Source organism: Acetobacter ascendens (assembly GCF_001766235.1).
GTDB lineage: Bacteria > Pseudomonadota > Alphaproteobacteria > Acetobacterales > Acetobacteraceae > Acetobacter > Acetobacter ascendens.
On sequence record NZ_CP015164.1, the window covers coordinates 39775 to 66640 of the forward strand.

Annotated in this window: 24 protein-coding genes and 1 pseudogene; 6 read left to right on the forward strand and 19 right to left on the reverse strand. The window is 53.1% G+C overall.

What is annotated here, in order from left to right:
* Positions 1 to 3 precede the first annotated feature (3 nt).
* The 5 genes and pseudogenes from A4S02_RS00225 to A4S02_RS00245 form a co-directional block, all read right to left on the reverse strand.
* On the reverse strand, positions 4 to 1986 hold the full coding sequence (locus A4S02_RS00225; protein WP_070322593.1) for a potassium transporter Kup: 1983 nt from the start codon (positions 1984 to 1986) through the stop codon (positions 4 to 6).
* Positions 1987 to 2099: 113 nt separating this feature from the next.
* Positions 2100 to 2798, reverse strand: a complete 699-nt coding sequence (locus A4S02_RS00230; protein WP_070322594.1) for a YggS family pyridoxal phosphate-dependent enzyme — start codon at positions 2796 to 2798, stop codon at positions 2100 to 2102.
* Positions 2799 to 2942: 144 nt separating this feature from the next.
* Positions 2943 to 3974: an NAD(P)H-quinone oxidoreductase gene (locus A4S02_RS00235; RefSeq protein ID WP_082246713.1), complete on the reverse strand. Its 1032-nt coding sequence runs from the start codon at positions 3972 to 3974 to the stop codon at positions 2943 to 2945.
* Positions 3975 to 4096: 122 nt separating this feature from the next.
* Positions 4097 to 5863 (reverse strand): annotated as a pseudogene (locus tag A4S02_RS00240) (chloride channel protein).
* Between the two features lie 84 nt (positions 5864 to 5947).
* Positions 5948 to 6970 (reverse strand): ABC transporter substrate-binding protein, encoded by a 1023-nt coding sequence (locus tag A4S02_RS00245; RefSeq protein WP_070322595.1) that lies wholly within the window; start codon positions 6968 to 6970, stop codon positions 5948 to 5950.
* Positions 6971 to 7067: 97 nt separating this feature from the next.
* On the opposite strand from A4S02_RS00245, the gene A4S02_RS00250 reads away from it, so the two are divergent.
* A complete protein-coding gene (locus A4S02_RS00250; RefSeq protein WP_026019186.1) occupies positions 7068 to 7280 on the forward strand; it encodes a hypothetical protein in 213 nt (70 codons plus the stop codon).
* Positions 7281 to 7301: 21 nt separating this feature from the next.
* On the opposite strand, the gene A4S02_RS00255 is transcribed toward A4S02_RS00250, so the two are convergent.
* The 8 genes from A4S02_RS00255 to tkt form a co-directional block, all read right to left on the reverse strand.
* Positions 7302 to 7529: a hypothetical protein gene (locus tag A4S02_RS00255; RefSeq protein ID WP_019087877.1), complete on the reverse strand. Its 228-nt coding sequence runs from the start codon at positions 7527 to 7529 to the stop codon at positions 7302 to 7304.
* 19 nt (positions 7530 to 7548) lie between these two features.
* Positions 7549 to 8133, reverse strand: a complete 585-nt coding sequence (locus A4S02_RS00260; protein WP_019087878.1) for a gluconokinase — start codon at positions 8131 to 8133, stop codon at positions 7549 to 7551.
* Positions 8134 to 8143: 10 nt separating this feature from the next.
* Positions 8144 to 8857 carry a ribose-5-phosphate isomerase RpiA gene (gene rpiA / locus A4S02_RS00265; RefSeq protein ID WP_070322596.1) on the reverse strand — a complete coding sequence of 238 codons (714 nt, stop codon included), beginning with the start codon at positions 8855 to 8857 and terminating at the stop codon, positions 8144 to 8146.
* Between the two features lie 16 nt (positions 8858 to 8873).
* Complete coding sequence (gene pgl / locus A4S02_RS00270; RefSeq protein WP_070322597.1) at positions 8874 to 9620, reverse strand: 6-phosphogluconolactonase; 747 nt, start codon at positions 9618 to 9620, stop codon at positions 8874 to 8876.
* Positions 9617 to 10507: an HAD family hydrolase gene (locus A4S02_RS00275; RefSeq protein ID WP_019087881.1), complete on the reverse strand. Its 891-nt coding sequence runs from the start codon at positions 10505 to 10507 to the stop codon at positions 9617 to 9619. The genes pgl and A4S02_RS00275 overlap by 4 nt, the downstream gene beginning before the upstream one ends.
* Positions 10508 to 10544: 37 nt before the next feature.
* Entirely contained in the window at positions 10545 to 11543 is a 999-nt protein-coding gene (gene gnd / locus A4S02_RS00280) for a phosphogluconate dehydrogenase (NAD(+)-dependent, decarboxylating) (RefSeq protein ID WP_070322598.1), read from the reverse strand.
* Between the two features lie 21 nt (positions 11544 to 11564).
* Entirely contained in the window at positions 11565 to 14420 is a 2856-nt protein-coding gene (locus A4S02_RS00285) for a bifunctional transaldolase/phosoglucose isomerase (protein ID WP_070322599.1), read from the reverse strand.
* Positions 14421 to 14504: 84 nt separating this feature from the next.
* The gene (gene tkt / locus A4S02_RS00290) at positions 14505 to 16607 is read right to left on the reverse strand and encodes a transketolase (protein WP_070322600.1); all 2103 of its coding nucleotides are present in this window, start codon (positions 16605 to 16607) and stop codon (positions 14505 to 14507) included.
* A gap of 339 nt (positions 16608 to 16946) precedes the next feature.
* Here tkt and A4S02_RS00295 point away from each other — a divergent pair, with 339 nt between their 5' ends.
* The 4 genes from A4S02_RS00295 to A4S02_RS00310 all read left to right on the forward strand — a co-directional run bounded on the left by A4S02_RS00295 (position 16947) and on the right by A4S02_RS00310 (position 20360).
* Positions 16947 to 17519 (forward strand): ankyrin repeat domain-containing protein, encoded by a 573-nt coding sequence (locus A4S02_RS00295; protein ID WP_019087885.1) that lies wholly within the window; start codon positions 16947 to 16949, stop codon positions 17517 to 17519.
* 97 nt (positions 17520 to 17616) lie between these two features.
* Complete coding sequence (hisC, locus tag A4S02_RS00300) at positions 17617 to 18687, forward strand: histidinol-phosphate transaminase (protein WP_070322601.1); 1071 nt, start codon at positions 17617 to 17619, stop codon at positions 18685 to 18687.
* A 176-nt stretch (positions 18688 to 18863) separates the two neighbouring features.
* On the forward strand, positions 18864 to 19151 hold the full coding sequence (locus tag A4S02_RS00305) for a hypothetical protein (protein WP_026019187.1): 288 nt from the start codon (positions 18864 to 18866) through the stop codon (positions 19149 to 19151).
* Between the two features lie 207 nt (positions 19152 to 19358).
* Positions 19359 to 20360 carry a transporter gene (locus A4S02_RS00310; RefSeq protein WP_408736035.1) on the forward strand — a complete coding sequence of 334 codons (1002 nt, stop codon included), beginning with the start codon at positions 19359 to 19361 and terminating at the stop codon, positions 20358 to 20360.
* 3 nt (positions 20361 to 20363) lie between these two features.
* Here the strand turns inward: A4S02_RS00310 and A4S02_RS00315 are convergent, their stop codons facing one another.
* The 3 genes from A4S02_RS00315 to A4S02_RS00325 are packed head-to-tail and all read right to left on the reverse strand — an operon-like array spanning position 20364 to position 22432.
* The gene (locus tag A4S02_RS00315; protein WP_070322603.1) at positions 20364 to 20711 is read right to left on the reverse strand and encodes a YnfA family protein; all 348 of its coding nucleotides are present in this window, start codon (positions 20709 to 20711) and stop codon (positions 20364 to 20366) included.
* Positions 20712 to 20714: 3 nt separating this feature from the next.
* Positions 20715 to 21572 (reverse strand): ABC transporter ATP-binding protein, encoded by an 858-nt coding sequence (locus A4S02_RS00320; RefSeq protein WP_070322604.1) that lies wholly within the window; start codon positions 21570 to 21572, stop codon positions 20715 to 20717.
* The gene (locus A4S02_RS00325; protein ID WP_019087891.1) at positions 21569 to 22432 is read right to left on the reverse strand and encodes an ABC transporter permease; all 864 of its coding nucleotides are present in this window, start codon (positions 22430 to 22432) and stop codon (positions 21569 to 21571) included. Before A4S02_RS00325 ends, A4S02_RS00320 begins: the two co-directional genes overlap by 4 nt.
* Positions 22433 to 22621: 189 nt before the next feature.
* On the opposite strand from A4S02_RS00325, the gene A4S02_RS00335 reads away from it, so the two are divergent.
* Complete coding sequence (locus A4S02_RS00335; RefSeq protein ID WP_070322605.1) at positions 22622 to 23986, forward strand: transglycosylase SLT domain-containing protein; 1365 nt, start codon at positions 22622 to 22624, stop codon at positions 23984 to 23986.
* A 58-nt stretch (positions 23987 to 24044) separates the two neighbouring features.
* Here A4S02_RS00335 and A4S02_RS00340 read toward each other — a convergent pair whose 3' ends face one another.
* Genes A4S02_RS00340 through A4S02_RS00350 form a run of 3 tightly spaced genes read right to left on the reverse strand, consistent with a single transcriptional unit; the run spans position 24045 to position 26859 of the window.
* Positions 24045 to 25052: a hypothetical protein gene (locus A4S02_RS00340; RefSeq protein ID WP_070322606.1), complete on the reverse strand. Its 1008-nt coding sequence runs from the start codon at positions 25050 to 25052 to the stop codon at positions 24045 to 24047.
* Positions 25049 to 25834, reverse strand: a complete 786-nt coding sequence (gene pgeF / locus A4S02_RS00345) for a peptidoglycan editing factor PgeF (protein WP_070322607.1) — start codon at positions 25832 to 25834, stop codon at positions 25049 to 25051. Before pgeF ends, A4S02_RS00340 begins: the two co-directional genes overlap by 4 nt.
* Entirely contained in the window at positions 25831 to 26859 is a 1029-nt protein-coding gene (locus A4S02_RS00350; RefSeq protein ID WP_070322608.1) for a class I SAM-dependent methyltransferase, read from the reverse strand. The genes pgeF and A4S02_RS00350 overlap by 4 nt, the downstream gene beginning before the upstream one ends.
* Positions 26860 to 26866 lie beyond the last annotated feature (7 nt).

Below are 26866 nucleotides of genomic sequence, written 5' to 3' on the forward strand. Positions count from 1 at the left end.
GTATCAGATAGCCACTTTCACACCCAGTTCCACAACACGATCCGGCGGAATACGGAAGAATTCCATGCTGGAAGTAGAGTTGCGGAGCATGAACAGGAAGATAGACATTCTCCAGCGCGACATGCGGGGAACAGAAGAGCGGGTAATGAGTTCGCGGGATGTGAAATAGGATGCCTGAAGAGCATCAAAATCCACGCCGTTCGCTTTCAGTTCTTCCAGCGCGCGGGGGATGTTGGGCATTTCCATAAACCCGTAGCGCAGCACAATGCGGTAGATATCTGGCGCCAGTTCTTCCACAGCCACACGGTGGCCGCGTTCTGCTTCTGGCTGATCCAAGTTCTGCACGGTTACGAAAAGCACGTGATCATGCAGGATTTTGTTATGGCGCAGATTATGCAGCAGGCACGGGGGCACAAAGTCGGGCGTGCTGGTCATGAACACAGCCATGCCGGGCACACGAATGATGCGGGACTGCGGAAGCCGGGCAATGAAGGACCCCATGGGCAGGCTGTCTTGCCGCTGGCGGGCAATAATAAGGCTGCGGCCTTTTTTCCATGTGGTCATCATCAGGGTCAGCACACAGCCAAGCAGCACCGGCACCCAACCGCCATCAGGAATTTTAAGGGCGTTGGCAGCAAAGAAGGTGCTGTCCAGCAGGAGGAAGCCGCCAAATATGGCTCCCACTTTCCATGCAGGCCAGTTGAAGTGACGGTGGAAAACCACAATGGCCAGAACGGAAGTGCAGATAAACGTGCCTGTTACCGCAATACCATAGGCGGAGGCCAAGGCATCGGAACTGCGGAAGGCTACCACCAGCAGAACTGCCCCTACGGCGAGGAAGCGGTTGAAGTCTGGCAGATAAATCTGACCTTCTTCTTCCGCATTGGTGTGGGTAATGCGCAGCCGGGGCATATAGCCTAGCTGGATCAACTGGCGGCAGATGGAAAAGCCGCCGGAAATGCCGGCCTGACTGGCAATAACGGTGGCAAAGGTGGAAAGCACCACCATTGGTCCCTGCATCCAATGTGGACACAGCAGAAAGAAGGGATTTGCCAGAGCTTTGGGGTCAGAAATAACCAGTGCGGCCTGTCCAAAGTAGTTCAGCACTAACATGGGCAATACAAAGAAGAGCCATGCATAACGGATAGGGGCACGGCCAAAATGGCCCATATCGGCATACAGAGCTTCTGCTCCGGTTACGCACAACACGACAGAGCCAAGGGCAAGGAAAGAAAGCTTGCCGTGGTAAAAAATGAATTCTAGCGCGTAGGTGGGTGAAAGCGCCATCAGAATAGCTGGATGATGCAGAATTTCCATCACCCCCAGCACGCCCAGCGTGCCAAACCACAGCAGCATGATTGGCCCAAATATGGTGCCAACTTTGCCTGTGCCAATCCATTGCACACTGAACAGGCTGATAATCACCAATATGGCTACGGGTATCACAAAATCATGCGCTGCGGGCACGCTTACTTCCACGCCTTCAATGGCAGAAAGCACGGAAATGGCAGGGGTAATAATGCCATCACCAAAAAACAGACAGGCCCCCACAATACCAACCAACCCTAATATCCATCGGGTTCTCTGGTTGACGACTACGCGCTGAGCCAGAGACATAATGGCAAGGATACCGCCCTCACCATTATGGTCCGCCCGCATGATCAGAATGACGTATTTGACCGTGACAATCAGGATTAGTGTCCAGAAAATCAGGCTGGCAACGCCCAGAATCTCCCATGGAGCGACCTGATGGTGGCCGGAGATAACTTCTACAGTAGAGCGGAAAGCGTAAAGTGGGCTGGTGCCGATATCACCATACACAACGCCCAACACACCCAGCAGTGCGGCAAAGCCAACAGGGGCGGCAGCGTGCTGCGGTTGATCGGCGTCAAATTCCGTAATGCGCCGCGGTTCCGGCGCTGAAGCCACATGCGGCTGATCTCCTGTAGGGGGAGAACCAGCCGATTTGTTGGCGGGGTCAGTCATGGTGTCTCTGGCTCCACGTCAGTCTTGCGGGGGCACGTTGCCCCGTTCGCCCTGCATAAAGGGCGCAGATAGGTGGAAGCAAGGCATACTGGCCTCCACCCAGAAAATGAAAATCAGGGAGAAGGTGGCCGCGGACCGAAAATTGCGGTGCCAACACGCACAAGAGTTGCCTCTTCGGCAATGGCCTGTGGGTAATCAGCAGACATTCCCATGGAAATAACAGGAAGCCCATGTTCCTGCGCCATACTGCGCAAAAGCCTGAAATGCGGCACTGGGTCTTGCGTGGCGGGCGGAATGCACATCAGCCCTTGCAGTTTGTTCCCAAACTGCTGGCGGCAGGTGCGGATAAAGTTATCTGCTTTTTCACGCGGGACGCCAAATTTCTGGGGCTCATCACCTGTGTTGACCTCAATCAACAACTCAGGCAGACGGCCTTCTTTATCGGCTGCTTTGGCCAGAGCTTCTGCCAGTTCCGGCCGATCCAAGCTTTCTATCACATCGGCAATGCGTACCGCATCACGCGCTTTGTTTGTTTGCAGGCCGCCAATCAGGTGTAATCGGAGATCAGGATAAGTTGCCCGCAGGGCGGGAAACTTGCTGGCGGCTTCCTGCACCCGGTTTTCTCCAAACACACGCTGGCCTGCGGCAAGGGCTTCCTGCACGCTGGAAAGCGGATGGAATTTGGAAACGGCAACCAGCGTAACAGAGGCGGAATCCCGGCCTGCTGCGTGTGCTGCTGCGTCAATATTCTGGCGAACGGCAGCAAGCCGGTCCGCCAGAACAGATGAGGGAAGGGTGGATGGTGTTTCCATGAGGCGTCAAAATTCTTGAAGATGCGCACTTGGTCAAGTGCCGCAAACGCCGCATACCTATGTTGGGGTGGGAAGATAGTCTTTTCAGGCGCCTAGAAGGTCTTGGTCTAAAGCGCCTGAAGGATGCCTAGTATAAAAGCAATTTTATACTGCAAGAGAATCGACTGTTAGGATAATTTTACCCAAATGGTGCCCATCCTCCATTGCCTGATGTGCAGATGCAGCCTGCGCCAATGGGAAAGTTTGATGGATAAGAGGGCGTATTGTGCGGTTGGTCAGCAAAGGCCAAACTTTTGCCTTAAGGTCTTGTGCAATGCGGGCTTTGCTGGCGCTATCACGTGGGCGCAACGTACTGCCTGTTACAATAAGCCGATGTGTCATAATCCGAACCAGATTGGCCTGTTCGGCCTTTGCGCCACCTTGCAGTGCGATAATGATGAGTTTGCCATCGAAGGCGAGGCTTTTGAGATTTCGCTCAAAATAGGGGCCCCCCACCATATCAAGAATAACATTTACGCCTTCGCCTTTGGTGAGTTCCGCAATGCGTTCGGCAAAGTCTTCCGTCTTGTAGTTAATGGCTTTTGCGCCCAGTTGTTCGCACAGAGCGCATTTTTCATCCGTTCCGGCTGTTGCAAAAGGCGTGCCACCAAAAGCTTTAACAAGCTGAATAGCCGTTGTGCCAATGCCGCTACTGCCACCATGAATCAATACGCGTGCATCTTTGGGCAACATGGTGGGCATAAAAAGGTTGGACCACACGGTAAAAAAAGTTTCCGGTAGGGCGGCTGCCTCTATGGCATTAAAACCTTCTGGCCAAGGCAAACATTGCCCAGCAGGTACAAGACAATATTCTGCATATCCGCCCCCATTTGCTAGGGCGCATATGCGGCTTCCTATGGCAGGCATTGTTACGCCATCTTGCGGTAGACCGTGTGCAACAACTTCCCCTGCTATTTCCAGCCCTAATCTTGGGCTGGCTCCGGGCGGAGGTGGATAAAGCCCTTTGCGCTGCATGATATCTGGCCGGTTTACGCCAGCAGCCATCACACGTATCAGCACTTCGCCTCGGCCTGGCTGTGGAACCTGAATGGTTTCCAGGTGCAAAACATTCGGCGCACCTGTTTGCGTAAAGCAGATGGCTTTCATGGTGGAAGGCAGAAGGGAGGGAGCAGGCATAGATAATTCCGCCGTCTGTGGTGGTTAAGCAAAAACGTTTAACGTGGCTGCATACAGTATGGATAACGTATGCAACTTCACGTCCACGCTATAATTAACAGTTTTCTCTTGTTTGTGATGTGCTAGCGCCGGTGTTTTTCTCCGGCGAGTTCTCGGCGGGTGCGTTCCAGTTCTTCTGCATACCGGCGCAAAACGTAACGCTCACTCAGTATACCAAGCACATTGTGGTCTGTATCTGTAACAGCCAAGGCAGGCAAACCTGTGCGTTCAAATGCAGTTAAAGCGCGGGAGAGACTGTCTTCCGGCGCCAGAACCATGCTGTCGGGGGGCAGAAGATTTTGTAAGGGTTGATGGGAAGACGTTGTCATGGATTGGACTTGCGCATACTCAACCAAGCCCATGCAGTGGCGCTGTCTATCCAGCACAACAATGTAGCGGGGTGCTCGCCCCATAAATGCAGTGCGTGCTTCGGCCACAGGCGTTTCAGCAACTAGGGTATCGACCTGTGTGCGCATCATTTGCCCCACAGTGAGCGTACGCATCCAGCCCACATCTACGCCAGAGCGAATGTTTTCTCCACGCAGGTGAAAGCGCTACGTGGTGAAGGAGTAACCAAAAATACGCAGTGTGGTGAGTGAGGATGTAATGGCCGCCAGCGCCACGGCTGCTGTCATATTGGCGCTGTGCGTTGTTTCCAGCGCCAGCAGAATCATGGTGAAGGGGCCGCCAATAATGGTTGTTGCCAATGCACACATGCCAGCAACGGTGCAAAGTGTAATAGGCAAAGGCAGAAAAGGTGCAGTAAGCCCAGTAAAGGCTGCACCAGTGAGAACGCCCAGATAGAGCGATGCAAAAAAGAGCCCACCACGAAATCCACTGCCGATGGAAATGGTAGAAGCCAAGGCTTTAAGTAGTAGTAGCCCTACGGCCAACCATAATGCAGGCGGCATCATCAGCCCTTCCCGCATGGCCATATGCCCAGAAGACAGTACAGACGGAGAAATCAGGGCCAGCAACCCAACCAGTAATCCACCCACTGCCGGACGTAGCCATAGCGGAGGTAAAATACGACGGAAAAGGGATTCTGTAAGCGTCACGCTTTTCATCAGCCCAACGCCAATAAGGGCCGTGGCAATGCCCAGCAGTATGAGAAACGGATATGCCAGCGGTGGAATGGCTTGTGGCAATGTAAGAGAGAGTTCGGGCAGATTAGCCCCAGCAAGATGCACAACAGCTAAAGCACAAAGAGATGCGCAGGCCACAGGCGCAAGTAGGGGAAAGGCGTAGGAGCCAATAACCAGTTCAAATGCGTAAAAAGCCCCCGCCAGTGGGGCATCAAACGCAGCACCAATAGCGCCTGCCGCACCACACCCTACCAACAAGCGTATATCTGCACGGTGCATGCGGAGGTTCCGCCCAATGCGAGAGCCAAATGCGGCTCCAATCTGGCTGAAACCGGCTTCTAGCCCAATAGAAGCACCGCAACCGTTTGAAAGAACAGTTTGTCCGGCAACAATCAGGCTGTCTTTCAGGTTCATACGGCCACCATGCAAGGCATTCGCCTCAATAGGGTCTACAGGCCGATGGCGCTGGCGGGTAAGGGCAAGGTTCCATAACCCAAGCAACAACCCTCCGAAGGTAGGAACCAGCAGGGCGTGTAGAGGTGTAATATGTTGCAGGCCAGAAAGCCGGGAATGACCGGGAGCCAGAATCTGATGAACCAGAAAGGTTGCTTTGGTCATAAGGCTGACAGCAGCACCGGCGAGCAAACCAATCAGAACAGCCAGCACAACAAGCCACAGAGAATCCGTACGCACTAAGGCGCGTAAGGTCAGCAAAAGGCGTGCAGGCGTTTTATGAGTGCGCAGGTGGTCCAGCAGTCCTGTCATGGATCGGACATAACAGGACGGCTAAGCAACGTCCAACACATCACATAAGTGTCATGCACTTTTATGAAATATGGTGCATGCTGGTTATAGAGCGGGCGGTTTTCCTGCCAAAATAAGATCAGCTTCCTGATCTGTTAAAGAGTAATGGAAGAACTTGCGATAAAAGGCCTGTGTGGCCTTGTGCATATCCGTATCTGTAAAAAGGTCTGGGTGCAGTTTTTGCGCAACCCATTGGAGTTGTAGCAGTTCCTCCGCACCGTATCTGTCCCATGCAAATACGCCTCGTGGGTTTATCCATGCCCGCCCGTTTTTGAAAGCGGTCAGAGATTTTAGAGGAGAAGCCGCATTAGGCATGCCTGTGGAAGCGCCAATAATAATAACATCCGGGTTCCACACAGCAATCTGCTCAAAAGAAACAGGCCGATGGTTACCGCTAACCGTAGCGGCATTTAGCCCGCCAGCGGTTTGTATCCAAGCATCTATCAGCGTGTCTGTGCCATCAATCTGCAACGGGTTCAGGCGCGCAATATGCAAAACACGTGGGCGATCTTTGGCTGGCACATTGGCCAAGCGAGTGCTTAATTGCTTAAGCGTTGCTTCCATGTCCTGTTTGTAAGACTGAGCAGCCTTGGAGGCTTCTGACGTATCCAGTGCTTGGGCTGTCATGTCCATGGATTTCAGCATTTGCGGCAGAGTTGTATATTCTGCACATAAAGTGGGCACACCCATTCTGCGCAGCTCTTCTGCCTTTGCGGCTGTTGGTACAAAAGCCAGACCGATGTTGAGAGCCAGCAGATTTTCTGCGCTGGCGGTATCAGGCCGCACGCCGGTATGGGCATTTTTCATGACAGGCGCCACCTTGAACAACCAAGGGCTATCTACTGGGTTCTCAGCAGAAACCCGGATGCGATCTGCCGCCCCTAGCATGACAGAAATTTCGTTATGAGCAAACCATAAGCCTGCAATGGGTGGGTGGTCGTCCTTGATCTCAACAGTATGCCCACTCATATCCGTAACGCTACGCGCCATGACGGAAGGGACTGCAAAAGAGCTAAAACCTGCAATGAGTAGGGTAGAGCAGCAAAGGCGTGTCAGTAATGAAGGCATGGGGCGTATCCTGTTTTTTATATACGATAGGATACAGATAGATGCACCACAAGCACCATGTTGCTACGGATATGGTGAGCTATTAGGGGGAAATATCGTGCGTAAGCACAAGGTTATGCTGGGGGATAAGCTGCTTTATCAGGCATCTCAGCTTTCACATGCTCAACGCTTTGCAAAAGCACGGCAGGCCGAAGGGGTGCCATGCCACGTTGTACCAGATGAAATGCCTAAACCACCCCGTAAGGTAAGGATCAATAGTCTAACCGGTAAACCTTACCGTAAGGTGACGTCGGAAAAAGCAGTGCGGTAACTGCCGTACTCCGTGCAAAAATTATACAAGCACAGAGCGATTGTTGCGCCACGCTTCTTCCAGCGCATCTGCTGGGTCTGCATGAGGGGCGCTCCAGCTTCCTTCCTTATCCGGTGCATGTGTGAGAGCGCGCCATGAGGCATCACCAGTCTGACGCTCCAAAGCAATGTGCCAGCCCGGTGGAATACGTGCGAGCAAGCGCTCCATTTTCTGCCCGGATGTAAGCGGTTTAGCGTAATTATGTCCCATTATCTTCTCCCGTAGCCGTTTACATGTTGGAGGGAAGAGTTCTCAAGCGTGTTAGAATTTCAGCAATCACTTCGGCCGGTTCAGGCAGCACGGAAAAAGTAAGTGCTTGCTCATCTGCCTGCGGTGGTTCCAATGTTTGTATCTGGCTGGGAAGTAAAGAGGTTGGCATGAAGTGATCTGGCCGATTTTTCAGCCTTTGTGATAAAATAGAAGTATCTGCGCTTAAATAGATAAATAAAGGTTTTACGCCATCTTGCCGGAGTTGATCACGGTAAACACGGCGGAGAGCAGAACAGGCAAGAATACCTCCTGTTTCGGCTTTTTGTTTTTCTGCCAACCAAGCATGGCATCGTGTGAGCCAGCCTTGGCGGTCTTCATCTGTGAGCGGAATGCCCTGGGCCATTTTTTCAATATTGGAGGGAGCGTGCAGGCTGTCTGCATCCAGCCAAGGCCATCCCAACTCATTATGCAGTCCCTCTGCCACAGTGCTTTTGCCAGACCCGCATACGCCCATAACAACTAGCAGATGCCGGGTAATACCCTGTGCCGCCGGTTGGGTAGAGAGTGTGCTGTCTGTGGGGGAGGCAGAAGCATTCTGTGGCATTGGTGATATTTTAATCCTGTTGCGGAGTTAAGACGCGTATGCCTTCTGGCCCCGCAGTAATGGTCTGGCATGCCATATGCAGGAACAGTCCGTGTTCAACCACGCCAACAATTTCCAGAATGGAGCGGCCCAGTTTTTCGGGCTCCATCATGGGGCCAAATACGCAATCCATGATCAGGTTTTTCTCATCAGTCAGATAGAAAGAGCCATCACGGTTACGCCGTGGCGTGACATGCGCGCCCAATACGCCTAACTGGCGTGCAACATTTTCCCAGCCAAAAGGAATAACCTCTACCGGCAAGGGGCATTTTGCACCCAGATGCTCTACATATTTGCTAGCATCGGCCACCACAACAAACTGCTTTGCGGCAGAGGCGACTATTTTTTCCCACAATAGTGCACCACCCAACCCTTTGATAAGGTTCAGGGTGCAGGGGTCAATTTCATCTGCCCCGTCTATGGCGATATCGAGTTCAGGATGTTCCCCAAAAGTGGTGAGGGGAATACCTTCTTCTTTGGCCTGCTTTTCTGTAGCGCTGGATGTGGGAATGGCACAGATACGCAGCCCTTCTTCCCGCACACGGCGGCCGAGTTCAGAAACAACAAATTTGGTGGTAGAACCCGTGCCAAGGCCAACTGCCATGCCATCCTGCACAAGGGATGCGGCCTTGATGGCAGCCTGCTGTTTAAAGGCAGCGGCGGGGTCGGGCGGTGTTGCGGTCATGCCTGTTTGTATCCTGTTAGTTCTGCGGTGCTGGAGCGGCTGGCTGATCTAAAAACCAGATCAGATCTCCTGCACTGGTAACGGCGCTGGCGGGGCAGGCGGGGTCCTGGGCTCTTACGCGGGTAACGGCTTCTTTTTTATCAGCCCCTTCTACCAGAAAAATAACATACCGGCTGGCATGAATGGCCGGGTATGTCAGTGTCAGGCGTGTGTGAGGGGCAACAGGGGGCACGCAAGGGGCAACCCATGCAGTACGTTCCTGTAACACCGGTTGATCGGGGAAAAGTGAGGCTGTATGGCCATCTGTGCCCAAGCCCAGTAGGTTTACGTCAAAAAGAGGTTTGCCTGCCTGAAGAGCATCCCCCCGATATATCTGTTTCAGGGTTGCTTCATATTCCTTGGCAGCCTGCTCCGCTGTGCCTTTATCTGGCATAGGAAAAATGTTTTCTGCGGGCACAGGCACGCGGGAAAACAGCAGGCGGCGCATCATGCCATAATTGCTGTCTGCATGATCGTGCGGCACAAATCTGTCATCCCCCAGAAAAAACTGCATGCGCTGCCACGGAAAGCGACTGACATAGGGTTCTTCTGTCATCAGACGGTAAAGGTGCTGCGGTGTGCTGCCTCCACTAAGGGCAATGCGGAAAGGTGCTTCCGGGCGCTGTAGTGTCTGCTTTACAAGCCAATCAGCCAGATCATGCATCAGGCTGTCTCGTGTTGCAGAAATGTGCAGGGCACCGGTGGCGGTATTCTGTTCTGTCACGATACTGTCTTTCCTGCCGAGGAGTCTGAAAGAGGAGCCACACGGGGCAATACAAATTGTTCTATAGCTTTGGCCCAGCCATCTTCCGAATTGGGCGCGGTTACGAAATGTGCCGTTTCTGCCACTTCCGGTTTTGACTGCCCCATGGCGATAGAAAGCCCACCAATGGAGAGCATGGGCACATCGTTGTTCATATCCCCAATGCAGGCCACTTCTTCTATGGGGATATTATAAAAGCTGGCCAATTGGCGCAGGGCATAGCCCTTGTTGGCATCTTTGGGGGTGATATCTAAAAAGCATTGGCAGGAGCGGGCCACGCTAGCCCGGCCTTCAAGCAATTGCCCGATCTCCAACTCCTGACGCATCAAAGCTTCATAATCAGCAGAAGATCCAGTTACCTTGCCAACATCCTGCCGGTAATCATCAAACGATGGCACTGCTGTGGGCGTCATACGCACGGCTTTTGCTTCGGGTTCTACGTAAGCGCCGGTTGCATTGGTTACTAACCATTCGTGCCCACGGAACAGCCAAGCCTCAATGTCATGCACCTTCAGCATATCCAGTGTTTCCTGAACTGCTTCTGGGTCTAATGAAAGGCGAGAGCGGATTGTGCGGTCTGCATTAAAAATGGTGCCACCGTTTAGCGCGCCATAAGGCGTGTGCAGGCCCAGCACATCAAAATACATTTCCATTCCACCCGGAGGGCGGCTGCTGACAAGACAAACAGGCACACCGGCCTGTTTGAGAGTTTGGATAGCGGCAATGCTATGGCGCGTGACCTGTTTTTCAGGCGTAAGCAACGTGCCATCCATATCAGACACAACAAGGCGGATGCGGGAGGCAGGCGGACGGCCCGGGTTGAGTCCGTTCTGTCCGTTATCTGTCATACTTCCCGACTCCTAACCTTGTGTTTAAAGCGTTATTTTAGTTCTTGTTTTCTACGTGGCCACCAAAGCCAAAGCGCATGGCAGATAGCACTTTTTCTGCAAATGTATTGCCACTGCGTGAACGGAAGCGCGTGAACAGTGCGGCTGTCATAACCGGTACAGGCACAGATTCTTCAATAGCGGCTTCAATTGTCCAGCGGCCTTCACCAGAATCACTTACTTCACCGCTGAATTCAGAAAGCTCACCATTTTTGGCCAGAGCTTGCGCGGTAAGGTCCAGCAACCAGGAAGATACAACGCTGCCACGGCGCCAGACTTCGGCAATATCTGCCATGTTGAGGGAGAAGCGTTCATCTTCTGCCAGCAGCGGTGAGTCCTTGCGGTACATCACGTCAAAGCCCTCAGCAAAGGCCTGCATCATGCCGTATTCAATACCGTTATGAACCATTTTAACAAAATGGCCTGATCCGGCAGGGCCACAGTAAAGGTAACCTTGCTCTGCACGGGGGTCGAGATCTGCACGATCACGGCCAGAGGTGCGTGGAATGTCACCAATTCCCGGGGCCAGAGAGGTCAGAATGGGGTCAATATAGTCAGCGGCTTCACGCGGGCCGCCATACATCATGCAGTAGCCACGGTCCAAACCCCACACACCGCCAGATGTGCCGACATCAATGTAATCGATGCCTTTTTCAGCCAGTAATTTGGCGCGGCGGATATCATCCTTGTAATAGGTGTTGCCACCATCAATAACGATATCGCCTTTTTGCATCAAGCCAGCCAAGGCCATTACGGTTTCTTCCGTAATGGCCCCAGCCGGAAGCATGGACCATACAATTTTTTTGGGTCCGTTCAGCTTTTCCACCACATCGGCAAGGTTGGTGGCGGCAACAGCACGACCGGCTTCTGCGCGGGCAACAGTTTTTTCCACCATTGCGGTATCGCGGTCATAAACAATAACGTCGTGCCCGTACCGTGTCAGGCGGACGGCAATGTTGCCGCCCATTCTGCCCAGTCCAACAATGCCAATCTGCATCATGTTCTCCTGTCTAATATTTTACAGGGCGTCATGCAGGGCGGAAGCAAGCGCTGCAAGGCCTTCTTTCAGATTTCCTTTAATATGTACCCGCAGGGCACGGCGTTTGCGCTCGGCCAGCACATCAAAATCTCCACGTGCCTGCGCAGCTTTTACAACGCCAAAGGAATAACCTGTGCCGGGCACAGGCAGGTCTCGCGCATCATCCGCAGTAATTTGCAGGAAAACGCCTGTGTTGGGTCCACCTTTGTAAGCCTGACCGGTGGAGTGTAGGAAGCGCGGGCCAAATTCTGCTGCCGTGGCAATGGTTTTGGCATCACGCACGTGCAGGCGCACATGCTGGATCCATTCCAGTGTTTCACGGTTGCGTTCAATGTAAGCCAGAAGTCCCACGTAATCCCCAGCTTTTACACGGTCAAAATGTGCTTTCAGGATAGCTGTTGCCGTATTTCCCTTAAGGGTAGCAGCATTTGCCTGATCTGCAAAAAACACCAGCGGTCCGTGCTCCGCAAAGGGTTCTTCTGCGGGCAGTTTGCCGGTTTTTTCGTAAGCTTCCATCAGCTTGCGTGTTTCGATCTTAGTGGATTCAACATCCGGCTGATCGAATGGATCAATGTTCAGGAATGCGCCAGCAACAGCGGTGGCAATTTCCCAACGGAAGAATTCCTGCGCAATCTGGCGCTTGTTGTGAAAGTTGATGGTGATGACAGGCTGCCCAGCATCAATCAGCGTTGAAATAGCCTCGTCCTGCTCATGCCGATGTTCTGTTGCAAGGCGCAGATAAACAAACAACCTGTCCTTGCCGTAGCGCTTGGGCCCACCCAGCGTTTCATCATCAATGGGGATGATGCCTTTGCCGTGTTTGCCGGTGGATTCAGCAATAAGCTGTTCCATCCATGCGCCAAAATCCATGATCTGTGGCGTGGCAATAATTGTCAGCTTATCCCGCCCGAATTGTGTGGCGGCAACACCCATAATGGTGCCGAGCAAGACGCCAGGGTTGGATGCGGGGGGCACGCTGCCATCGCACATGCGTACGCCACGCAGCGCATCTTCAAGGAATAGGCGTAGCGGCACACCGGCTGCGGCTGCGGGCACCATACCAAAATTGGAAAGCACAGAGTAACGGCCACCAATCTGCGGGTCACCAGCAAAAATCTTCCAGAAGCCTTCGGCCTTGGCGTAGGTTTCCAGCTTGGAGCCGGGGTCTGTAATGGCTACAAAATGTGAGCCTGCTTTTTCTTTCAGTGCCCGTTTGGCCAGATCCTGAAAATAGGCCAGCATGATATTGGGTTCCAGCGTGCTGCCGGATTTGGAGGCCACAATAAACAGCGTATGGTGCGGATCTATCTTTTTCTCAAAAGCGGCAACCTGCTGCGGGTCTGTGCTGTCCAACACGTAAAGATGACCAAAACCTTCGTGCTTGCCAAAGGTCATAGCCAGCACTTCTGGCCCAAGGCTAGAACCACCCATGCCCATCAGCAGAACCTGATGGAATCCGCGGGCTTTCACTTCAGCCTGAAAGGCTTCCAGATCCCCAATATGGTTCAGGCGGTCATCTACCGTATTTAGCCAGTTCAGCCACTTGGCTTCTGGCCCATTGGTCCAGACAGAGGCATCTTTGGCCCACAGGCGGCGGATGGAGCCATCCTTACGCCAAGCATTTAAGCCTTTATTGACGGCTTCCTGAAAATCGGCTGGCAGGCTTGTTTTCAGGGTGGTGAGCTTATCTCCCAGAAGGGTTGCCTGCTTGGCAGCAACAGAACCTAGTAGCCCATCAAAGGCATCTGCAAAGGACTGCACACCCTCATCTACAAGGGTTTTGGTAATACCTTGCAGATCAAGGCCAAGGCGCTGTGTATCTTCCATCACCTGTCGGGCGTTGGCGATATCTGTGCCAAGTGTTTCAGCCACAATGCCGTGGTCACGGAAGGCATCCATAGTGGCGGGCGGCAGGGTGTTAACGGTCTGCGGGCCAATCAGGCTATCAACATACAGCACATCGCTATAGGCTTTATCCTTGGTGCCGGTAGAGGCCCACAGAAGGCGTTGGGTTTGAGCCCCTGCGTCTTCCAGCGCTTTCCAGCGCGGTGTCTGCATAATTTCCTGCCAGTACACATAGGCCATCTTGGCATTGGCAATGGCAACTTTACCGCGCAGGGCCTTTAGGGTTGCAGCGTTTTCATCTCCAGCAGCAACACGCCGATCAATTTCCGCATCAATCTTGTTGTCAATCCGGCTAACAAAGAAGGAAGCAACGGATGCAACGTGAGATAGATCTCCGCCTTTGGCTTTCAGGTCTTCCAGACCGCTCAACCAGGCATCTACTACATTTTTGTAAGCATTTAGAGAGAAGATAAGTGTGACGTTAACGTTAATGCCCGCTGCAATGCTCGCCCGGATAGCCGGAATGCTTTCAGGCGTCGCGGGAATTTTAACCATCAGGTTGGGCTCAGCTACATCTGCCCACAGACGGGCAGCTTCATGCGTTGTGCCTTCTAGATCCCGCGCCAGATAAGGAGAGACTTCTAGGCTTACAAAGCCATCCTTGCCGTGAGCCTGCTCATAAACCGGGGTTAAAACGTGAGCGGCCGCCTTAATATCGGTGACGGCCAGCTTTTCGTAGAGCACTCCGGGGGAAACAATTTCATGCGTCAGAATATCACGCATCTGGGCATCATATTCCGTGCCTTCTCCCATAGCTTTTTGGAAGATGGCCGGACTGGAGGTGACACCACGAATGTCATCATCCTGCACGAGGCGCGCCAGTGAACCATCCTCCACAAAGGAGCGGCGGATGAAGTCCAGCCAGGGGGACTGATGGGCTTTTGCGAGTGCCCGTAGCGGATTGGCGCTTGGCGTGGCGGAGGATGTCATTGGTGGTTATCCTTTCTCCATCCTGCCCGATCAAAAACCGGGCAGGCCAATGTAATATAACGCGCGGTGAAAGATCAGGTTTGTTCAGCCTGCCTGCCGCTTGGCTGCCGCCAACACGACTTCTGGCGTGAAACCAAATTTTTCAAGCAGTTTACCCGCTGGAGCGGAGGCACCAAAGCCGCGCATGGCAATGATTTCACCTGTAGGCCCAGCATAGCGATCCCACCCAATGGGTGAGCCTGCTTCTATAACCACACGTCCTGTTACAGCGGCGGGTAGCACGCTCTCACGGTAAGATTGTGGCTGGGCTTCAAAAAGTTCCCAACTGGGCATGGAAACAACGCGGGCAGGAATACCTTCTGCGCTCAAGGCTTCATATGCGCCTACAGCCAGAGAAACTTCGCTGCCTGTTGCAATCAGGATAACCTTTGGGGTCTGCTCACTGCTTGCAAGAACGTAAGCACCTTTGCTCAAGCCAGAAGCCGGCGCGTAGCGGGTGCGATCTAGCGTAGGCAGATTCTGGCGGCTTAGGGCAAGGGCGCAGGGACCATTGCGATGTTGGATTAGAAAACGCCATGCTTCGGCCACTTCGTTGGCATCGGCTGGGCGCAGCGTTATCAGGCCCGGTGTGGCGCGCAATTGCACCAACTGTTCGATAGGCTGATGTGTTGGACCATCTTCACCCACCCCGATGGAGTCATGAGTGAAGATATATGTAACGGGCAGGCCCATAATGGAGGAAAGGCGGATAGGGGGCTTCATGTAATCCGAGAAAATCAGAAAGCCCGCCGCATAAGGGCGCAGGCCATACAGGGCCATACCATTTACAATGGCCCCCATAGCATGTTCGCGCACCCCAAAGTGGAAATTACGCCCAGCATAGCTGCCACCCCATTGTGCAGGCTGGAAGCTTTTTTCACCTTTAAGCAGCGTTTTGGTGGAAGGCGCCAGATCAGCAGATCCACCCAGCAGCCAAGGCAGGCGGCCTGCTACAGCATTAAGCACTGCGCCAGAGCTGGCGCGGGAGGCTTCGCCTTTGGCGCTGGTTTCATAAACCGGAATATCCGCATCCCAGCCTTCTGGCAGCGTGCCGTTGAAAATGGCGTCCAGTTCTGTAGCCAATGCCGGGTGTGAGGAATGGTAATTGGCAAATAGTTTGTTCCATGCAGCGCTGGCGGCAGCCCCACGCGCCCCTAAACCATCCTGCATATGTTGCAGTGCTACTTCTGGTACAAAGAAGCTACTATCTTCCGGCCAGCCGAAAAACTTTTTGGTTTCACGTACCTCTTCTGCGCCTAAAGGTTCCCCGTGGGCGGAGGCCATGCCTGCCTTATTGGGTGCTCCCCATGCAATAACCGAATGCGCAATAATAATGCTGGGGCGTGAGGTTTCCGCTTTGGCTTTTGCAATCAGTTGGGTGAAGGCTGCGGTATCATTTGCATCCTTCAATTCCAGAACCTGCCAGCCATAGGCGGCAAAGCGTTCTGCTACATTTTCTGTAAATGCAATGTTGGTGCCACCCTCAATGGAGATACGGTTAGAATCGTAAACCCAGATCAGGTTACCAAGCTGAAGATGACCGGCGAGGGAGGCTGCTTCGCTGCTAACGCCTTCCATCATGTCACCATCACCACACAGGGTGTAAATATAATGGTTAAACAGCTCGAAACCAGGCTTATTGAAGCGTGCAGCCAGCCATTTTTCCGCCATGGCCATACCAACGGAATTACCGCAGCCAGCGCCCAGAGGGCCGGTTGTGGTTTCTACACCGGTTGTATGCCCGTGTTCCGGGTGCCCCGGTGTTTTGGAGCCAATCTGGCGGAACTGCTCTAAATCAGCCGTTGTAAGGGCTGGAGCATTCGTAACCTTGCCATTTGTAACCTGCCGGATGCCGGACAGGTGAATCATGGAATACAGTAGAGCAGAGGCATGCCCGATGGACAGCACAAACCGATCCCGATTAGGCCACAGCGGATTGGTCGGGTCATAGTTTAAGAGATTTTGCCATAGAGTATAGGTAAGGGGTGCCATGGACATGGCCGCCCCCGGATGGCCAGAATTGGCCTTCTGCACAGTGTCCATGACAAGTGCGCGAATGGTGTTGATGCACAGCGTATCAAGGCTGGATGCGCCACTGCCCTGCGTTTGTGCAGGTGCGCGAACAGGAGTGGGAAGAGAAACGCGCATGCAGACCTATCCTCCAGACTGGGCCGTAATTACGAATTATGGCCGGAAAGTTATGAGCACCCCTAAGCGGTGTGCCTTGTAAGAGTTCCGCACAATTCCACGGTTAGGCGTTTTTCGGCAAGAGATGATGACGCGCAGGCAGCTTTTTATGTTCAACAGGTCTGCTGTCATAACTCTGTGATTTTGTGCCTGAAATGCTCTTTTTGCCTAGGCAGGGAGCAGGCGTGCCACTTGTGCGTTTGTGGTATGGACAAAGGGGCTGATATGGTTCTTTTTCTAAATAACGCGGCAGCGTAAGATAACCGTTGTTGCAAAACCATTCTTTTCCGGAGGTCAGTCATGACAGAAGTTTCTTCCCGGACTCCGTCCGAGCAGGGAACAGCCGCCCCGGCAACCGGTGGTGGCGCACAGGGCTTTACGCGTGAACAGATTGAAGCACTTTTCCTGAACGCTGCGCGGGAAGGAGATGCAGATATGCTGTCCCGCTTTTTGCAGGCTGGGATGGACCCGAATCTGAGGGCCGAAAAAGGGTATACCCCGCTCATTTTGGCATCTTACAATGGGCATAAGGATGCTGTGAGTGTGCTTTTAGCTCATGGTGCAAAGCCAGATTTGCAAGATAGCAAAGGAGCGACAGCGCTGGCTGGCGTGGCGTTTAAAGGAGATATGCCTATTGCCACCATGCTGCTGGAAGCAGGGGCGGGGGTGGATATTCCCAATGCTGTTGGGCGCACGCCACTCATCTTTGCTGTGATGTTTGGGCGGGATGATATGGCGCTTTTGTTACTGAACGCTGGTGCCAACCCAATATTGCGTGATGGCGAAGGCTTAAACGCTATTGATCTGGCCCGCAGGCAAGGCAAGCCCGCACTTGAAGAAGCGCTGAAAGCAGTGGCCGCCAGCCTTTCCTGAAAAGGATTGGCGGATCGTTTTGGTTTTACACCTTCAGATAAGAAGGGATAAAGCGGCCTGACATCAGGCTGCTTTTGTTTTTTTGGATATAGGTAGCATGAGTCGTTTCTGGAGCCCGCTTGTTCATAAGCTGACACCGTATGTGCCCGGTGAGCAGCCCAAAATGACCGATCTGATCAAGTTGAACACCAACGAATCGCCTTATGGCCCCTCTCCACGTGCGCTGGAGGCTATTCGTGCGGCGGATAATGACACATTGCGCCTGTATCCAGACCCAGAAGCCTTGGCTTTGCGCACAGCTTTAGGGGCCCGTGTTGGGCTGGGGCCGGAATACGTGTTTGTTGGCAATGGTTCGGACGAGGTTCTGGCCCATGCGTTTCAGGCATTTTTTGCGCATGGTGAACCACTGCTGTTCCCGGATGTGACCTACAGCTTTTACCATGTGTATTGCGGCCTTTATTCTCTGCCATTTCGTACGGTTCCGCTTACGGATGATATGCAGGTAAATATTGCAGATTACGCTGGCCCATGTAGTGGGGTGGTGGTGGCCAACCCCAATGCGCCCACAGGTATTGCCCTTAGCTTGGCAGAAGTGCGCAAACTGCTGGAACTTCAGCCAGACCGCGTTGTGCTGATTGATGAAGCCTATGTGGATTTTGGCGCTGAAAGCGCTGTTTCCTTAATTAAAGACTATCCTAACCTCTTGATTGTGCAGACTTTCTCTAAATCACGCGCACTTGCTGGCTTGCGGGTTGGTTTTGCATTTGGGCAGCCCGAGCTTATTGAAGGTTTGGTGCGGATTAAGGATAGTTTTAATTCCTACCCGCTGGATCGTCTGGCGCAGGTAGGGGCAACGGCTGCAGTGGAAGATGAGGCATGGTTTGCCTCTAGCGTGCAGAAGGTTGTTGCCAGCAGAACAGCGTTGGCAGAGGGGCTGCAAAAACTCGGTTTTGATGTCTTGCCGTCTAAAGCCAATTTTGTTTACACTCGGCATCCGAACCGGAACGCAGCAGAACTGGCCACCCAACTCAGAGAACGTGCTATTATTGTCAGGCACTTAAGGGGTGAGCGCACCGCTGCGTGGTTGCGCATTACGGTCGGCACAGATCAGCAGTGTGAGAACTTGCTTTCAGCACTGCGGGATATTCTGTGCAGCAATTCGCTATAACCAGACCTTAAAAGTCTGCTTTTCTTGCGCGTATAGAGGGCTTGCCTGCCGCTTTTTGCGGTGGGTGAACGGCTATGTGCGTTTGGCGCAGGTTTCAACAGGTCATTTCTGCACTGTGCAGGCAGCGCGGCCATAACGCTGGCCGCGCCTTCTTTTGTTGTAATGAGGTTCAGCTCATGCGTGCTTATCGTGGTCAGATGTCTGACAACCAGCCTATTCGTCGTTCTCTGCCAGAAAAACAGAAGCAGCTGCGCGATCTGAAAGAAACGCTGGGGGCAATGAAGGCTCATACCTCTCCGGCACTTAAGGAAAGCATACGCAAACGTATTGCTCAGCTCGAAGCCGAGCTTACAGCAGCGCCTGTTCTTAAAGCTGCACGTAAGCAGCAAGATGGCGCGCGCTCTGCTCGCCCAACTGGTGAGGGTGCGGGCCGTCGTTCCGGCAGTTTGCGGGCACGATCATAAGTATAAGTGTTGGCAAAAGGTGGTTTCCCTGCCTTTTGCCAATTTCTGGCCCATGTTATGCAGCCTGACTGGCGCTGGCGCCAAAAACAGGTTTTATTACGCAGCCCGCTTAGGGATACGCCCGTAAGAAAGCAGGGAGACCAGTGATGCCCAACCTACCATCAGCCGGAGCCCTGCCTGATCTTCTTTCTGAAGGGGGGTACCCTGTTGCGTGATGGCTTGGTGTGGGCCATTTTCTGCCGTCCGGGTAAGGAACCAGTAGAACTGGGGCGTGATGTTGTCACGCAGCGCCTTACAACTGGTAACTTTCCCCTAGAACTGATGAAAGAGGATGGGTGGGCTTGGTTCCATTTTGATATTGTCCATACCCTTTCTCGTGCGCAGATTGAAAGCATACCTTCGTTACCAGAAGAAGTTCGGCAGGTTCTAACTAACCTGGAACGCAGCACGCGGCTGGAAAGCGAAGGGGATATTGTTTTTGGTGCGCTGCCAGCGTTTGATGACACATCCACTGATGATGAAAGAAATGTCAGCACGTGGCGGTTCGCTCTAGAGCCAGACCTGCTGCTGACCACACGTAGGCATCCTATTCCTGCATTGGGTGTGGTGTATCACGAACTACAGCGTGGGCTTGTGCCCCGTTCTCCTGCCAAAGTGGTGGATAGGGCTCTTCTGGAATTTGCAGATACATTGCGGCGTGATTTTGCACGGCTGGATGATCAACTGGACCGTGCAGAAGATGTGCTGCTGATGCTGGACCGCGATACAGATCTGGGCCGTATGAGCGGTTTGTTGGGTGTTGCCCGGCGTCGTTCTACAGAATTACGGCGTGTTCTGACTCCTGTAGATCGTATTTTTCGTGATGAAGAACTGGAATTGCCAGAATGGGCTGAGGATGATTTGCGAGATCGTTCCCAGCGTCAGGTTCATGCGGCACTGGATGACCTTTTGGCTTTGCAGGATCGCGCGCGTTCTCTGCAGGACGAGCTCACATCCAATCAGGCAGAAGAAACCAACCGCCGTCTGTATATCGTTTCCGTTGGCACAACCTTGATGTTGCCAGCTACGTTTGTAACCGGGTTTTTCGGCATGAACACTGGAGGCATGTTTTTATCCGGCGGTGCGTGGGATACTGTTATTGCCGGAATTCTGTGCTTTGGCATTATGCTTGGCACATGGTTTGTGCTGAAGCTGACAAAGCTGCTTTAAAAATTACCCGTGCCGTGGGGCCAACAGAATAACGCCAGCTCCCAGAAGGCAGATAAGTGCTCCGGTAATTTCCCATTTATCTGGGGTTCGGCCTTCTACACAGCGCATCCATATAAGTGATGCCGTAATGTAAATACCGCCATAAGCAGCATAGGCTCTGCTTGCGCTTTCTTCATCTATACGTGTGAGTAATAGAGCAAACACACAGAGGCTGATAAGACCAGGAATAGTCAGCCAGCCTGAACGGCCTTCCTTGATCCAGAGCCAGACGGCAAAGCAGCCTGCAATTTCGGCAAAACCGGCAAGAAGATAGATACCGAAAGAACGCAACAGAAAAATAAGTGTATTCATGGTTCAGGAATGATCTTTCTGGGCGTTTTGCTCAGATTCTGTAAGGTATGCGTCCATAACAGATTTTACGGGGCCATCCATCCGTATCTGGCCATGCTCCATCCAGATCAGCCGGGTGCACCATTTTTCCAGCACACCTAGCGCATGAGAGGTGATGACCAGAATATCTGTGGAATCCACTACAGAGGCCAAGCGTTTTTCAGCGCGTTCCTGAAAGTGAAAATCTCCGGCCATAAACCATTCATCCATCAGAAGGATTTGTGGGGTTATGGAAGTGGCAAGGCCAAAACCCAGACGGATGGTCATGCCTGTGGAGTAAAGTCTTACAGGCAAATCCAAAAAGTCATCCAACTGCGCAAAAGCTTCTACGTCTTTTTCAAGTTGGTTGATCTGTGCGGAATTAAAGCCTTTTTGGTGGCCAAACAGGCTGATGTTTTCTCTGCCTGTAAGCTGTGGGTTCATGCCAGAAAGCAGGTCCAACAATGAGGCCACTTTACCATGAATGTGCACGTTTGGCGCTTCCGGCATGTAAATGCCCGCCATGACACGCAATAGAGTGGATTTACCAGCACCGTTATGCCCGATAAGTCCCACGCGTTCTCCAGCTTTAATGCTGAGAGAAACATCTCGGAGCGCTTCTACATAAACAGTGCCTGTTTCACCCTGCCCGAGGGTAACAGAGCCGCCTGTCTGAAGCCCGCGTGCGCTGGCCAGCAGAGACTTGCCGCGTTTGAACAGCATTTTCTTAAGTGAGCGTGCGCCACCATGAAAAATAGGAAAGCTGAGCGAAAGATTTGTAATGTTGATAGAGGCAGATTCAGCCGTGGTTTTTGTGCTCGCAAGCGCAGAAGAATCCGTCATATCCAGAACGCCAGTCTGCTACGGGAGCGGGAGAAGGTGAATAACGCCAGAATCCATAAAGTGAGGCTGAAACCTCCGGCAATCATCCATAATGTTGGTTCTGGAGCCTGCCCTAAAAACGGACGGCGTACAATTTCTAACAATGCGTAAAATGGGTTGAAATATAGCCAGAAAGTTGTGTTTCCAAGCTGTTTAGGCTCCCAAATTACAGGGGTAATGTAAAACATAATCTGGAGAATACTGCCCACGATAGGGGGAATATCCCTAAAGCGGGCGCAAGCACTGCCCAATAACAGGCAAAGCGCTACATTGTTGGCCAACCATATTGCAATGGCTGGTATGGCCAAAAGCATAGTAAGGCCCGGCCACACGCCCAATACCAGAAACACCACAATAGGCACGATGATGTTGTAGCCAAACATAATCCCGCACCGCACCATGGTGCGAAATGCCTGCACGGAATACGGCATGTTGACCGAACGCAGGGTTTCTGCCGCACGTGTAAAGGTAGAACAGCTTTCTTGAATAAGAGAAGAAAGCCCTGCCTGCCATAGAATAAGCGAAATTGCCAAGTATGGGAGGTAATCGTGCAGAACCAGATGGAAGAGCTGAGAATATATCAGCCCCATGGAGCCAACCATGACACCTGTAGTGAGCGTGAGCCAGAAGGGGCCGATGCGTGACCCATTGAATTGCAGCCGGATATCTAGCCAGCCTAATGAAAGGGCAAGCCGCCATAAGCGTAGGCCGCCCGCAATATCATTGCAGGCAGAAACAAGGCGGGAGCGCGAAGCCTGGCCTGGTTGTGTGGGTAACCCAGACCCTGAAAACTGCGCGGAAGAACCAGATGTGGCCGTCATGCTTTATGGCCTATCCGATCAATTCGGTCTCTGCAACAGGCAGTATAATGGGGAAAGAACGACAGCAGCGATTTCTTGCATGAGAAACCTCCGAGGTATAAATACCAGCATGAGTTTTATGCCAGATCGTCAGGAAAACTTCCCGACAAGCCGGTGCCTTGCCTTCCACGAATGGGATGACCAGATAGCATGACATCCAGACAGATCAGCCAGCATAAGCGGTGTTCTGTGGCATGGCGAGGTAAAAAGCTGGCCCATGCTGCCAAAGGTTCAGTTATTCTGGGGCTTCTGGCTTTGCTTTCTGCCTGTGCAAATCAGCCCAGTGGGGAAGATGTTACCATGCCTGTGGCAGAAGAAGCCGCACGGTATCGGGCACATGCACGTTCTTATTATGCACCGCCCGGCACAGCGGAAGATCCTTGGGGCCCTTATATTCAGGAAGCCTCAAAGCGGTTTGATGTGCCGGATGAATGGATACGCGCCGTTATCCAGCAGGAATCGGGTGGGCGGCTTTTTCATAATGGCCAGCTTGTAACATCCGGGCCGGGTGCTATGGGCTTGATGCAGTTAATGCCCCCCACATATGATGAAATGCGCCAAGCCTATAGTTTGGGCGATGATGCGTTTGATCCGCATGATAATATCATGGCGGGCACGGGCTATATTCGCCAATTGTATGATGTGTATGGTTCTCCGGGCTTTTTGGCTGCTTACAATGCAGGCCCCGGAAGGCTTGAAGATTTTCTTACGCGCAACCGTACGCTCCCGCGTGAAACCCGTAACTATGTTGCCTCTATTGGGCGCAGAATTGTCGGCATTTCACCTACTAATCGCTCTCAGGCAGATTTGCTGGTGGCCAGCCATGATAGCATGGCTCAATCCTACCAGCCCATTCAGTCTGTAGGGGAAGTAAACTCCGTTAAATCTGCATGGGCACAGCGGAACGGAAATAGTGGCGCACAGCCGGTACAACTAGCTGAAGTGGTGGGGAATGACGGAGATTCTGCAACCACTTCTTACACGCCAGAATGGCAGCCGGTTGCCCGTAAAGGCCGTATTAGCGGGCTGTCAGAAAGCCCGGCGGATGTGCGTGCAGCTTGGGCGCAGCGGTTAGGATCTTCTGAAACAGCGGCTTCAACTGCGCCAGTGCAGGTAGCAGATGCGTCTGACCCCATTCCAAATCCGCCAGAACAACCTACAGCACCTTCTCGCCTTGTGTTGGGGAACACATCTTCCCAACGGCGTGTGCAGATGTTTCCTGCCGCACATGCAGAACCTGCACCGTTATTGACACATCGCACACGCGGCGATGAATCAAAAACATGGGCTATTCAGGTGGGGGCTTTTGGCACGCAGTCCATGGCACAGAGTGCAACCGGACAGGCACGTAATCGGGCGGCTCTTTCTAGTGCGCGTGCGCAAATAGCAAGCGTTCAGGCAAAAACAGGCAAATTGTATCGGGCTCGGCTGACCAATCTTTCGCATGAGGAAGCATTGGATGCCTGCCGCAAGCTGAGCGGTTGTGTGGTGATTTCCCCCGGTTCGCGCTCATAAGGCTTCTATTTCTCTGCCTATCTTCAGAGACAAGCAGAGAAGTAAATTCACGCTTTTCTTACGGTAGGGTCGGCGCCACTGGTTGGTTTGGCTGTGCCGGATTTGCAGTACCATTTGTGCTGTTGGTAGCCTGTGTTGGCTGCGGCTGTTTTGCTCCAGGTGCTGCTAATGGTGCGTTATCCCGCCCAGAATAGCGGCCGATAATCTGTTTAACGGCCTCTGCAGCTTCCTGCGCAGCAGCAACAGCAATATCTCCCCAGTAATTATCTAGGGAATGGGCATCAATATCATGTAGCTGTGTTGCGGCTCCGGCTTCCTTGCTCTCCTTATCCACAACGCGCCACACAATTTCGATATGCTGCTGTGGATGCCCTAACGTGCCTGTAGGGCCGGGAGTAAGTTTGACGGTGGAGCTGACCGTGAAATCAGCATTTTCCTTTGAATTTTGGATTGTATCTTCACTGTCCCGGAAAGAGGCGGTGAAGGCACGAGCCAAAGATATATTACCATCGCCCGGCGCACCGGTTACGCCGGTAAAGTAAACCCGTGCAGCACGATGCTTCAGGCTGTGTGGGTCTTTTTCCATGTCATCTGCTTGAATGCCCGTCAGCACAGAGGAAATGCGCGGCGCGGCATCCTGCGCAACCAGCGTGAAGAAGGGTGCATCTCCGGCAGACCATTGGGCGGCGGGTACGGCTTGCCCTTCTTGCGTAGCGCGAATCTGGTTTTTGGGCGTCATGATTGTGTAAATGGGCACAACCTGATCACCCCTCAATTCCGCCCGCATTTTCAGCCACCAATCTCCGGGCCTTGTGGGTTGGGCAATGGCCGGAATGGTTTGCTGTAGAAGTTCTGATGCAACATCCTTAGCCCATATCTGGGCAGAAGCATCAGGCAGCAAGGAATCCGTAGGGGTAGGAACATCTAACCGGGATGGTGGCGCATTGGCCGCCAGTTTTGAAGCCCCTTTGCCGGGGTTGGAAAACGGATGCGGCACATCCAAACACCCTGCCAAAAGCAGTAGAGAGGAAAGTGGCAGGGCAGTATGGCGGAAAAGGCGGCTCATCCGTTCTGAGGTCCCGTAGCAATCGCTGAAATCTGGTGTCCAATTTGTCCACCACCCGCCAGAGTGCGGCGGCGATGGCTAAAAAAGCATTTTTCGTCAGAGAGTGTATCAACGCCTAATGCGGCAGCATTGCGCACACCAGCTTGTTGCAACCTAAAAACACACCAGCCTGCCAGATCAAATTGATAATGGCCGGGGCGTGTGCCCGGTGCAAAAAAGCGTGCGGCCTGTTTGTCTGCGGTAGTAATGGCTGTGTGCATGTCTTCAGCCGTTTCGTAGCTTTCCTGAGCAATGCAGGGGCCAACAACAGCGCTAATACTTTCTGCGTTAGCGCCAAGGGCCTTCATGGCTTCCAAGGTGGATTCCAAAACACCGGCCAAGGCCCCGCGCCAGCCAGCATGGGCAGCGCCAACAATGGTGCCTTCTGCATTGGCAAACAGCACGGGTGCGCAGTCTGCGGTAATAACACCAATGGCGATATCTGGCTGATTGGTGACAAGTGCATCGGCTGGCGCGCCAGAGCCGGGCGGCCAAGGTGCTGTGGCGGTGACCACCCCACGGCCATGCACTTGTGTAACGCCTAACAAGTGGTCTGCCTGAACGCCCAGATGGGTTGCAACCCGCTTACGATTTTCAGCCAGATTCTGAGGGCTATCGCCAGATTTTGTAGAGCAGTTGAGGCTGGCATAAGGGCCGGTGGAAACACCACCTTCCCGCGTAAAAAATCCGTGGCGTGTATGCCCAAGCAAAGGGCTGGTGAGAGGTGAGAGCGTTGTGGTCATACGTCCGCTCCTTTCATGAAGCCGGGAGGTGAGGGCAGGCCGGGAGAGGCAAGGGCCATAACACGGAACAGATGCCCCATTTTTTCAGGGGCTGCTAGCCGATGCGCGGCACTGCGTAATATGGCGGCATCTTCTGCTATTGCATGTCTAGCAAGTTGCTCGGTGCGTTCCATAAGGCCTAATGCACGCAAAAATGTGCCTTGCGTTTCTGCACCATAAACATAGGCGCCAGCCTGTTTGGCTGTAGTGCCAAAGGCAGTAAAATCAACATGGGCAGTCAGATCAGCCTCTCCGGCGGCTTCCAGCGGATGTGTTGGGCGTGCATGGCGTAAGGCCTGAAGGGAATCTCCTGTTAGGGTGGAATGATGGCCGTAATCAATAAACAGAGCCACACCCTGCTGTGCTGCAAAACGTTGACCGAGATAGTGTGCAACCTCCAGCGCAGGTTCGCATAGCTCTACAATGGTGTCAGGCTCCAGTTTTCTACCGTCCGGCAGTGCTGGCGCATTACATGGAACAAGATGAAATGCTTGTTCCATAACGTAGCGTTCGTGCCAGCCAGAGGCCGTTTGCACAAACTGGCGAATGGGTAGGGCATCCAGAAATTCATTTCCCAATAGAATGAGCGGGCCAGAGGGAAGTCCTTCTATCCGATCATGCCATGTTGGGCGTACATAAGGTGCAAGGGCCTGCTTTTGTGCTTGCCGCATAAGAGGGGAGGCTTCTATCAGATGCACATCAAGGGCACGTGCAAATTCTGGGGCGCAACGTGTAATCAGGCGTAGCGCGTCTGCCATCAATGTGCCGCGCCCCGGTCCTGCTTCAGCAAGAATAACTTGCGCAGGGCTGCCCATATTCTGCCAGACCGTGGCGGCCCAAGCCCCTAGCAGCTCTCCAAAAACCTGAGAGATTTCGGGGGCGGTAATAAAGTCTGAAAGCAAGGGCTTGGTTGCATAATAGCGCGTATTGGCACGCGCCATAAATGCATCCAGCCTTTCAGTTTGTGGAGGCAAAGGGGAAGGCATGAGCGTG